The 11558-nt window shown below is 57.6% G+C and carries 8 protein-coding genes; 6 read left to right on the forward strand and 2 right to left on the reverse strand.

Translation table 11 applies throughout. The annotated features are described in order from the left end of the window. Window positions 1-367: 367 nt before the first annotated feature. Window positions 368-1417 carry a dihydroorotase gene (gene pyrC / locus V5E97_RS35340; protein ID WP_406696232.1) on the reverse strand — a complete coding sequence of 350 codons (1050 nt, stop codon included), beginning with the start codon at window positions 1415-1417 and terminating at the stop codon, window positions 368-370. 1889 nt (window positions 1418-3306) lie between these two features. Between pyrC and V5E97_RS35345 the strand changes: the two genes are divergently transcribed. From V5E97_RS35345 to V5E97_RS35355, 3 genes are all read left to right on the forward strand, one after another. Continuing rightward, window positions 3307-4395 carry a DUF1559 family PulG-like putative transporter gene (locus tag V5E97_RS35345; RefSeq protein WP_406696233.1) on the forward strand — a complete coding sequence of 363 codons (1089 nt, stop codon included), beginning with the start codon at window positions 3307-3309 and terminating at the stop codon, window positions 4393-4395. A gap of 599 nt (window positions 4396-4994) precedes the next feature. After that, complete coding sequence (locus V5E97_RS35350) at window positions 4995-5348, forward strand: hypothetical protein (RefSeq protein ID WP_406696234.1); 354 nt, start codon at window positions 4995-4997, stop codon at window positions 5346-5348. A gap of 262 nt (window positions 5349-5610) precedes the next feature. Continuing rightward, on the forward strand, window positions 5611-6297 hold the full coding sequence (locus V5E97_RS35355; RefSeq protein WP_406696235.1) for an RNA polymerase sigma factor: 687 nt from the start codon (window positions 5611-5613) through the stop codon (window positions 6295-6297). 468 nt (window positions 6298-6765) lie between these two features. Here the strand turns inward: V5E97_RS35355 and V5E97_RS35360 are convergent, their stop codons facing one another. Beyond that, window positions 6766-7875 (reverse strand): PEP-CTERM sorting domain-containing protein, encoded by a 1110-nt coding sequence (locus V5E97_RS35360; RefSeq protein WP_406696236.1) that lies wholly within the window; start codon window positions 7873-7875, stop codon window positions 6766-6768. A gap of 1419 nt (window positions 7876-9294) precedes the next feature. Between V5E97_RS35360 and V5E97_RS35365 the strand changes: the two genes are divergently transcribed. From V5E97_RS35365 to V5E97_RS35375, 3 genes are read left to right on the forward strand one after another with little or no spacing between them, the layout of a single operon-like run. Further along, window positions 9295-10098 carry a peptidoglycan-binding protein gene (locus tag V5E97_RS35365; RefSeq protein ID WP_406696237.1) on the forward strand — a complete coding sequence of 268 codons (804 nt, stop codon included), beginning with the start codon at window positions 9295-9297 and terminating at the stop codon, window positions 10096-10098. Continuing rightward, a complete protein-coding gene (locus tag V5E97_RS35370) occupies window positions 10038-10391 on the forward strand; it encodes a hypothetical protein (RefSeq protein ID WP_406696238.1) in 354 nt (117 codons plus the stop codon). Before V5E97_RS35365 ends, V5E97_RS35370 begins: the two co-directional genes overlap by 61 nt. A gap of 15 nt (window positions 10392-10406) precedes the next feature. Continuing rightward, window positions 10407-11360 carry a HEAT repeat domain-containing protein gene (locus V5E97_RS35375; RefSeq protein WP_406696239.1) on the forward strand — a complete coding sequence of 318 codons (954 nt, stop codon included), beginning with the start codon at window positions 10407-10409 and terminating at the stop codon, window positions 11358-11360. Window positions 11361-11558 lie beyond the last annotated feature (198 nt).

An 11558-nucleotide genomic window follows, 5' to 3' on the forward strand; every position in this document is an offset into this window, starting at 1 on the left:
GCGCCTTGCGATCTGGAAACGAGGACCTATCCTAAACCATGCGGAGGCAAACATTGTGGGAAATCTCGCCCGCGATCGCCTTGAGAGCCGTCAAGAACGGGATCAGGAAGGTGACGGACCCGCCGAAGACGCAGACGCTTTGGTCCGCAGAAACGGAGGAACGACATCGCCCCGCGGAATTGGAATGCGAAGCGGGCCGACGACCGGCCGGCCGAGTCCCGCTCGCGAAGTCGATCCGGTTGGATTGCAAGAAAGCTGGCCGGCGACAGGATGGCGAAGCTGCCGTCGGGCAGCAGCGGCCATCCAAAGTGCGTTGGTGGTTGAAATGAGACAGTCGATCTCGATTGCTTGCCAACCCGACATGGTTCTACACGTTATCGATGCCTGCAACCCGCCAACTCAATTCCTCTCCGGCGAGGAAAGGCACCATCCCGGCCACAGTTTCGGGGACGACCCAAGCTTGCTTCTCCAGAACGATCGATCCCTCGTTGAGGGGAAGCCCGTAGAAACGGGCGCCATGGGCTGAGGTAAAACCCTCAAGCCGGTCCAGAGCGTTCAACTCTTCGAACTTGGAAGCGAGAGCGGCCATGGCCACCGGCGCGGAGAAGACGCCCGCTGCGCAGCATCCGGCGTCCACGTTGAACTTGCGGTCGATGGGGTGCGGAGCCGAATCGGTTCCCAGAAAAAACTTGCCCGATGGCTCGATCGCAGCCTCTGCCAGCGCTTGGCGGTCGGAATCATCCTTGGCGATCGGGGCGTAGAAGTAATGGGGCTGGAGCATCCCGCCGCGTCCAAACTTCCCCCGACCTCCCAGGTCGTCCAGGGTCAAGAAGAGGTGGTGCACCGTGATCGTGCCTGCCACCATGTCCGGGCATCTTCGAACCCATTCCACTCCCTCACGCGTGCTGATGTGTTCCAGGACTTGCCTCAGCCTGGGGAAGTCGTCGACGACTTTACGGATCTCCGGGAGCATCCGTTGTTCGGCTTGGAGCCAGCCAGGCCCTGGAAACTCCCCGTGCCAGCACAGGATCATGCCCACGTCCTGCATGGCGGCAAAAACGGCCCCCATTTGCTGAAGCTGATCGATCGTGAGCCCGCCGTGTGATCCGGTCGTCACGCCCTGTGGGTAAACCTTGGCTGCGACAACGCCACAGCGTTTGGCCTCGTGAATCGTTTCGGGCATCGACTTTTCTGTAAGTCGAATCGTCATCAGAGGGGTGAAACTCGCCGGACTGACGTGCTGCAAGATCTCGTTGCGGAGCCGTTCCGCCTGGGGACCGGTATCGATCGGGGGAACATTGGGCATGACGAGCGCCCGCGCAAACTGAGAGGCCGTGTATTGGGCCACCTGACGCAGCATCTCTCCATCACGTAGGTGAACGTGGAAGTCATCTGGCCGGCGTAGTTTCAGGATCATGAAAGGACCGTTACGCTTGAAAAAAGGAGGTTCGACTGTGTCTGGCAACCGCTATCATCCCGATCGGGCCGGCCCCCGTCCACCCTGCTTATCCGCCGACACCAGAGCCAGTCCCGATGCGCGAGGTGGCGTGCCGTTGGTGCGGACGGGATGAACCGAAAAACCAGGTCCATAGAAGAGGCGAACGCCCACCCCCTATGGAAGCCTCAACAGTCTCCAGGCCCTGCTTCCAAAAGGGCCCGACGACGGTACACATGGCCCAGACTGTAAAACCTCGGCGCAGGTCATCTCCTCAGGGAGTTGAGCGGTCACAACATCAATCCATGCCGTGGCATTTGCGCCCGGGGACCGGGAATCAGCCACGACCAGGCGGGACGGGACCGTTTGGCTCCGGGAGGTCGCGACCGGAGAGATCCGCTGGACCGTTTCGGAGTGAAACGAACCAATCACCGCACTGGCCTTTACGGCCGATGGCACTATCCTGGCGTGCGGCGGCGTCGGAGTGATTCGATTGTACCGGCACGACGGGCGATCCCAATGACGACGGCCTGTGAAAGCAAATCAAATAAGGTAGATCAAAACGAGACAATTAAGACAGATCAAAACGAGACAATTCGGAGATACAAGACGAGTGGGAGAAATCAGCGGAAGTCCCAGTGAGTGCGGTGCATCCAGCGAAATCAAAGTTGAGTGAAGCCAGCCCATCAGTGAGCCTGACTCCAGCGTTACACTGATATTCACGACTAATCACGCCTCCATGCTTCCAGACTTGTCGCCACAGGACCGGCGAACGAATCCCAATCGATTCCAACCAGAACTCCAATCCGCGGCAGACCCAATTTACGCAAGCCTCAATCAGACAATCAGTTACAACACACAATAGGTTCCAACTTGAGGGACAAGCGAGCGAACCCTACTCGTTTCGGATCACATTCTTCCTCCGACACGAAGTCTCTTGGCTCCCATGAAATCCGCCCCCGTAGAAGATCGAACATCGTAAACAAGGGCGGGGATTTTATGATCTCTTTCTCGACTCGTCCCCTGCTCTTAGGACACGTGGTACCGCATATTTCCTCGTGCGATCTTCGTGACTACAGGAGCGTGTCCGCTTCAAAATCGGACGTAACGGAAGCGAAATTCCGCGCCTTCGGGATTGCAATCGGGCCGAATGAATCGGATGATTCACAAAGCGATGGCGACAATGGGATATCATGATTCAGTGCGAGGCCACAAAATGCGTGGTCACAAAACCCCCACGAGCGCCGTATCCACCCACGCAATCCTTCTGATGATTTTCCGATAAATTTTGCGTTTTTCTTTGCAGTCACGCGATTCCGGTAATAATTACTTTGCCTATCTCCCCCGTTAGGCAAAGTTATTGTTCGTGCGACATCCATTGAATCGCTGCTGGGAAAGCCTTTTTCCTGAAGCTCACTCTACACTCCTAAGAATTTCGTTTTCATCGAGTGTAAAGGATGCTTTGACGCCGTTTCTGAGGGGAACATCCCCCGTTCAAGAGGAAGTCAGAGAAAAGGCTCACCCTCTTCCACTCTGTCAGGGAGAATTCCGTTGGTACGTGCGAAACACTTTCGACTCGTTGGCGCCTTGCTGATGGGGTTAGGCTTCGTGTCGACTGCCCTGCTTGGTGGCTGCTCATCAAGTGATGAGCCCCCTGTCCTCACAGACGCTCAGAAACAGGCTGTGCAGCAAGAGGTCCAGGACCAGACCTCAGCGAACGATGCCGCTTCAAAGTCTGGTGCGCCGAAGGGTAAGGGCCGCGTCGGCGTGATGCCTCCTTGAATCTTTGATCGAACTTGCGCAATCAGTTGCCTTCATACCTCTCCTCCTCGTTTCCCCAAATTCTTCGCTCGGGAAAGGATCGGTTATTTATGAAACGTCCTCAGTCGTCCCGGTCTGGTTTCACACTTATTGAACTCCTCGTCGTTATTGCGATCATCGCAGTCCTGATTGCCCTCTTGCTCCCCGCGGTCCAGGCGGCCCGAGAAGCGGCCCGCCGGTCTCAGTGCATCAACAACCTGAAGCAGATGGGCTTGGCGGCCAACACGTATCAATCGGCCAACCAGAGCTATCCTCTGCGAAATGCCACCAATACTCTCGGCAATAGCGCTGGGGCGATCGCAGCGAGCAGTTGGGGCAACTTCAGTGGGCAGGCCATGATGCTCCCTTACCTCGAGCAGACGGCCATCTTCAACGCCTGCAACTTCAATTTGAACCCGAACCCCAGCTTCCTTCCTGGCGGTCCGATGAACTCCACCGCCCTCAACGCCAAGATTGCCGCGTTCCTCTGCCCGTCGGACGGTCAGGCAATCACCACCGGCTCGGGAATCCGTCAAAACAACTATCACGGAAGCATGGGCACGACGACCGACCCCTGGTTCGGGGGGGGAGCCACCGGCATCTTCGCGCACACGATTTCGTACGACGTCTCCGCGGTCACGGACGGAACGTCAAATACGATCATGTGGTCAGAAGCTGTGGTCGGCAACAACAACCCCCGCGTCAACAAGCGGACCTCGGTCGGCACGACCGGCACCTCTTCCACCAATAACATGCTCAATCCGGTGGTCGCAGCCGGGACGACTGTGGCCCTCCACGCCAATGTGCAGGCCGGGCTCACTGCCTGTAACGGTATCTGGGCCGCTGCCATTTCAAGCACAACCGGTACGGCCTCGAACCGGGGTCAATTCTGGGGAATCGGCTCGCCCGGATACACCTTCTTCAACACGGTCGTCACACCGAACTCCTCGCAGTACCCTTGGAGCTCGTGCCGAACCGACACGAATGCAGGTGCCGATTTCGCTAGCTTCATCAACGCCAACAGCAATCACTCCGGCGGCGTGAACATGGCGTTCTGCGACGGTAGCGTCAAGTTCATCAAGGACTCGATCAGCCCCCCGACCTACTGGGCACTCGGCACCAAGTCCGGTGGTGAAGTCGTTTCTGCCGACAGCTACTGAGTGAATTCAAGGTCTGACCTCCGACTGGGGGCTTACCAATCGATCCGGTATTCTCAATCTCCTTCTCAAGCGTTCCGTGCTTGGGAAGGAGATTTTTTTTTACGATCCGCCACCGAGCAAAAGCACTGATGATTCTTGCGGATTCCAGAGGGGGGATACGGCCGGGCCGGCCGTGCTACTGGATACAACCCGTTGCGGAAGCGCCAAGAATCATCGGTGCTTTTGCTCGGTGGCGGATCGTTGAAAATTTTCAGGAACGGAGCGCCGCGCCGACGACGCGATCGGTTTGCGCAAGATCCAGTGATCGATCGGTAGGAACTTGCGCTTTGTGCGGATAACAAACAACTGATGCGCGTTCCAACCGACCATAGTGCCGCTCGGCATGCGAAAGTTCCCAGGGTTTATCCTGATGAGATTGGCGAGAGGAAAGTGAGGGAAATCCCTAGATTTATCGGTTGACAACTCTCGAAATGCTGTTGAAAATCATGCCGTCGACGTTCTGCCTTCGTTCGGATCTCGCGGTCCGACCTTCCTCGTCGCCAGGCTCTCGGACCATCACGCTGGGAGCGTCCTCGATTTCTTGCGAAGGGTTACGATTCTTGTCCCGACCTGTTCGGCACTTCCTGGTCCAATGGCTGCTGGCCCTCTACGGGTTGGTTTCGCTGTGCGGCTCGGGACTGCACTCGCTCGCGGACGCGAATTTCGCGCATCATGACCACGCTGGCGGTCACTGCGACGAGGGGTCGAATCCAACGATCTCCGCGGCGAACGATCATTGCCCTCTCTGCGACTTCCAGTCACAAGGGCAATTGCAGGTCAGGACGACGTCCCTCACCTCCCGCCCCATCGACCAGCCTCACGTCACGGTCGTCTCGATCGCGTACGGGACACCATGTCAGCATACGCCCAGAAGTCCGCGCGCACCGCCGTTTCACCTGGCCAGCTACGCCTAAGCCACCTCATTGGCGACTCACATCGCAAACGGATTCCTGCTGCGCCCCGAAAATCTACTGAGCTCCCGCCTCACATTTTTCAATGAGTCGCTTGAGCATAGCCAGGTTTGATTGGCGGCACGATCCGACTGGCGACGTACCGATATCCTGCGCGAAAGTGGCCGCCATCGGCCAGTACAGGAGACGTCTCGCGGTCATTCCAAGGTCATTGAACGACCTCTCGAGCTGACCTTCGGGGCACGCCATTCAACAGGAGCCGACGATGTCGGTGAGGCCCGCGCATGCGCCGAGAACGGACCTCGGCCTCTTGAAAACTCCGGATACCCACTCACCTGTCGGGCCTGAGACTGCGGCTGACCGTCCCATCGATGTCTCGCCTGACGAATCGAAACCAGCGCTTCAACGTCCGTGGCATCTTGAGTTCGCGGAAACCGTGGCGCCGCGACTCGATCGTCTCTATCGACTGGCGAGGCGGATTCTGCGAAGCGACGACATGGCGGACGACGCCGTGCAGGAAGCGCTGACCAGTCTCTGGCGCGAAGGACGGCTGCCCCCGAACCCGACCGGGTGGCTATCCCGGGCCGTCGTCCATCGCAGTCTTCATCTCAATCGTTGCCGCCTACGGCGACGGTGCCATGAGACAAGGGCAGGTGCACATCGCCCTGAAAACCAAGCTGAGGGAGAGGCGTCGCGGATTCTCGAGGCCAAAGAACTCGGCATCCGCATCGAAGCGGCGATTTCCCGACTACCCGCTTGCTTCCGTGAAGTCTTCGTCCTCAGGGAAATTGAGCAAATGGAATACGAGGCGATCGCCGCCAAGCTCCGAGTTCCGGTGGGCACGGTTCGGTCGCGCCTCTCTCGCTCGCGCAAGGCGCTTCAAAAGTCCCTCGGCGACTGTGGATGGACTGAGGACGACCGAGATTACCTTCCAGCGATCCAGAGGGAATGACTCGTTCGTGCGATCTTTCCTGATGCGTCAAGACTTTCATTTACACGCAAACACAACATTAAGCAATATTTGTTCCAGGCCTTCACTTCGACGGGAATCGGCCAGCACCAAGACGATGTCGGTGCTGGCCGATTCCGGTTCCGCATCGTTTGTCGGATCGCTGCGTCGACTCGCCGGTGCTTCGCAAAGCAAAGGCCACGACCGATCGTGGTAGAACTGATCTCAGTCGAGAAATGGGTACCAAACGATGAGGGAAAGCGCTGTACCACGCGGTTCCGAGCCCGGAACCGCGTGGTACCTGGAAGGCGTCCTTCATCAAAGAAGCGGGAGCTGATCGCCTAACCGAGTGACAGGAACGGAGAGGATTCGGACAGGCTCCTGGCGCTGGCGGTTTGATCGCGCTGGCGAGCGTCCTCACGGGTGGGTTGGCGATGCGACGTTGAGGCGGCTGCGAGAACATCCCAAAGGTCAATCACTCTCCGCCGCGAACACAGCCTCGCTGGGCCTCCTACGCCGTCTCCGCACCGCGAAGACGGAAGCGGCAGCACCTGCGGCCCACAAAACCAGAGTCGCCGGCTCAGGTACTGGCGTGGCCCCCAACTCCATCGCGGCAGTTTCCTTGGGCACGTAACCTTGCTGACAAAGCAAACAATGGCTCGACAACCTGTCGGGTGACGTGGCAAGATCGAGCGTCTCGGCCCCTACCATCAGCGCGGAGCTGGAGTGTTTCTGGCCAAGATGCGCCAGAATGTTTGTGGTGGCCTCCGGGCTAAATTTTGTACTCGGCGAAGTCAGCATATCCCAGTTGGCTGCTGCGGCATCGAGATACGTTCCCGTCTGGTCGTGGTGAGCAGCAACGCCAAAGGCGTGCATCAGCTCATGGGCAATGTTGTGGGCGTCTGCCCACGCGAGTTGATCCACGGTTTCAGCGAAGCTCAACTTGTCGATAAAACTAAAACCACTCCCTCCAATCTCGGTAATCCCAATCGCGTTGGGAGTCGGACCATAGGATGCGCCGGAGACAACGCTCAACGTGTGCGCCGACTGGTCGCCAGGATCGAGCGAGAGGTTCACGTTGATCCCGCTGTTGAGGAAGGTCTGCTCGACGTTCTTCAAGACGTTGGTCGCGAAGTCAGACTGCTGCTGGGGCGTGGGCACACCGCCGAAGACCTTAGTGACCGCCGGGCTCTCGTACCAGGGCTGGATCGTTCCACTGGTCATCATCGCTGCCCCGGTGTAGTTTCCGGTTCCGAAGTTCAGGAAGGCATCGACGGGTTCCGACGAAGCGGATGGAGCCGGCACAGGGGCGGGAGGTGAGTACGAGAAAGCTGGCGCCGCGGAGGAATTCACGGCAACCGGAACATTTGGTACCGCGCTGACTGCGGCAGGAGCTCGATCGGGCGGGGCAGGCTCAACACTCCTCGCGTAGGTCGGCGTCCCAACCACACTTCCGCTGGCTTGCGACCAGAACGTCCAGGCCCCCGACTTGCTCACCGCGGTAATCGGGTCGGCGAGGGTCACGGTTCCCAGGGCCCCCCACACCAGAATGCCCAGGGAAACCGCCTTGCGCAAGGACATTGTTGAACCTCCTGTTCGTTGGCTGGACAAACGTTATCAAGGTGAATCTCTAAGCTCGACCCTCGACTCCACACGCAAGGCTCAACGGCACTCCCTCGAGAGAATCGCGAGGAAGCGCACGGATCGTCGGCAATCCATTGGAACGGAACGTCAGGACGAGGAGAGAGCGGGATCGCTCAGTTTGTGGCTGACGTCGAGCCAAGTGGGGAGTTCCTCGCGGGGGTCATCGCATTCGCGGCTCTTGGCCTGCACAACCGTGGAATGCTCAAAACGGAATGGCCCAGATACAGTTCCATTCGTGGAGTCGACTCGAGAAGCGACACTCGATCATTCGCTGGATCGAGAAAGTTGTCGTCCAAGAGTCCGCCCCCGGGGCGGGATTGCCACAAATTGAGCATCAAGTCGCTTCCGTTGAACCGTATTATTGACTTGCCAACTCACAGAACGCAATCGCAAGAACACGACGCTTTCCGGCGAAAAGCTCATAATCACATCCGCTCAACTGAATCAAATTCCGCAAGACTCACCTCTCTCGCAAACGCCCCAAATCTCCGATTAATATCTGCATTCGAAAGCATGATGAGAGAACCAAAGGTCTCCTGGTAGACCGCGCGGCCCGGGCTCTGATCACGCAGAAATCGATTCACCGATCGACCCTGTTTTCATCTCAAACCAGGTTCGAAGGCCGTCTCAAAGTCGAGTGCCGAAGCCGGCGGAACGGTTCCCCAAAGCGGGCCAGAATTCTCATAATCGCTTTTTATCGCCTGTTACACCAGAACGCTACCCCTAACTAAGCGTTCTTGGTTCACGGCTCTGTAACGCGATTCCTCGACCTCAACGTGAAATCGCTTCCAGGATGAGAGCAGGCGAACGCTAGCCTGAGTCCCGGAAGGCTTGAGACTCACGGAAATCCAACGATTTCCCATGCTAACCGACTCACGGTTTCTTTATCCATCAAATTTAATCGACTAATAAGCAATAATCGCTGCCAAGTTTACATGGAATTTACATATATCGTCTCCACAGTCATCTACAGCTCATTGTTTATTGCTACAAAAATCTTGCCACGATTTTAGAAACACAGCGAAGAGGCCGAACTGACCCGCCCCAAGGTCGTCGACGCCTCTCAACGCATGGATGCTTGTTCCCAATATCCATTCCCGAAAAACGTGTCGAACTGGTGAGATTACGTGTCCCGTCGCTCGTTCAATGCCGTAGATTCAATACGATGGGAATCAAGCTCAGCCAATTTTCCCTCATGAGCGTGGAAGTAGGGCATTTCTTCCGCAGATTTCGATCGAAGCCATTTGACTAAGCAAATGATAATCGGTGGGCATGGTGCCCCCGGAATGGCAGAAAGTGCGATACGTGGCGGCTCGCCCAGTCTGCGGCGATCCGAATCGCTCGGAGGTCGTCTTGATGGCGAAATCCATATCCGCATCGGTCGGCGAAGGTGGGAGCAATCGCTCCGCCGACGTAAAAACGATCCAGGAATTGCTCAATCAGATTCCGACGTCCAAAGGAGGGCCTCAGCCGCTCCTGGCCGTCGATGGAATTGTCGGGCCAAAGACCATCGCAGCGATTCGAAACTTCCAGAAGTTTCATTTCGGATGGAGCGATGGACGAGTCGACACGAACAATGTCACCATTGCCAAGCTCAACGAGCTCACAGCCGGCCCTCCTGCCCCTCCCCATCCGCCGGTTCGCTTCGAAGAATCCAAAGTTAACAATGGATTCGATGCGAAGGTCAATCCGCCCTGGCAGATGGTCCCGGTAGCAGGCTTCAAGATCGTCAAGGTGACGAACACGAATGGCGTGACGTTTTCATGCAAAAATCCGGCCGTTGCCTCCGTGGTTCAGATCAGCCCCAACCTGATCCAGATTGGGGGTCTTTCACACGCGACGACCCTGATCCAGGCGAAGGATGCCAGTGGCAACGTGCTGGGCACTTTGGAGGTGGCGGTAAAGAATAAGAAGACAATCGTAACCTCATTCTTTTATGTGGAGGATTCGGCCAAGCCGATTAAACACAAGACCACGCGAAATCTTGGTGATGAAGTCAATCTGACGAAGCTCGTGAATAACATCTACGAGCCGCAAGTGAACATCGAGTTCAAAATTCGAGCGGCCAGCCGTTGCCGCTCGACAAAGACCTGGGCAACGTGGTTCGCTGGGCCCTGGCGATTCCCGGGGTTCCCGTCAGTGAAGACGAATGGAACCTGATCAAGGCCAAGCGTGATCCCGGGGCCGATTTCAACGTCTTCTTCGTCTGGGAATACGAGCAGGACGCCAGCCCGAACGTCGACGATACGGAAGCGGGTACGATCGATTCGGATAAGATGACGATCCTCGAGGATAACCTGACTGACATTACCGCCGAGGAAGTCCTCGCTCATGAGGCTGGCCATTTTCTCAAGGTCCACGATCACTCGACAGACTCGGATGATTTGATGGTCGGCGCGGGGAAGAGCAAATTGAAGATTCCCAAGGCCCATGCCAATGTCATGAACCCATAGCAGGAGGCATGGTCCATGGGCAAAGCGTGCCGCTGCGCCACGATGATGTTCGTTGCGGTGACAGCGATCGACGGGGGGACCGCCCCATCCTGGAGGTCTGACGCGATGGCAACCGAATCCAACGAGTCGGGACAGGCTCAAGTGATCGCCGCCCAGGTCAACAAGGCCTTCGACGCGGCGCGACGGGGAGATTTTGCTCCCCTGACTGAATTGCAGGAAGTGGGGCCCGCGATCGTGCCGGCCCTTGCTCTGTACCTGGACGACCCCGATGAATCCATCAGGCGTGAAGTCGTTATCCTGCTGAAAGTGGTCGGCGGAACGGCTGCGCTCCCCCTTCTGGAGCGGGCCTTGAACGACGCTTCGGCCGACATCAAGGAACGGGCCGCGACGAGCCTCTACGAGCGCGACGATCTTTCCACGATGGCGGCGAGAACCACGTTGAGAGCCGCACTTTGCAAAAGTGTGCAACACGGTAATCCCTCGGCCGCCGCCTTGCTTCTGCTCGCCTATTTTCCCGACAAGGAGGTCGAGAAAGTCCTTCAAGCCGAACAGGCCCAGCCGGCCGGCGAGACCGTCGAATTGGAAACGGCCCCGACCCCCGTTCCAAGGTCACTCCCCGCCACGGTCGCCCTCTCGCGGATCGGGGCCCCTGGGGCAAGGAAGGACCTCCTCGGAATCATTCATCGAGGCAAGCTCGATGAACTCCGATTTCTCCTGGCAATCCTCCGCGAGATCGATGCTCCCGAGGTCCTGCACGAATTGAAATCGACCCTCGACGACCAAAGAGAAACCGGAAGCGGTGCGCCGATCGGAGTCGAACAGCGACGTCGACTCTGCGACGATGCCGTCGACGCCTTCGTCCGTCGGCTGACGCTGAGAATGGACTTCGACCTCTCCGAAGCCAGACGCTACACGCAGGCTGAGATCGGAAAAGTTCGAGACGCGATCAATTCATCGATTCCCCATTAAGAGATACGTGCTTGAGCGATCGATTTGTCATGCGTCGCCGAACCCGTTTCTCCCTACGTCAACGCGATCGGCCATGGCATTTACTCCGGCCTAATCATTCCCGTAGGGTGGGCTCGGCCCACCATCTTAACCTCCGCGTTGGCAAAGAGATAGGGATGGTGGGCCGTGCCCACCCTACGGGAAAAATCGGATTCTGGC

It is taken from the genome of Singulisphaera photorubra (assembly GCF_045290345.1).
Taxonomy (GTDB): Bacteria; Planctomycetota; Planctomycetia; order Isosphaerales; family Isosphaeraceae; genus Singulisphaera.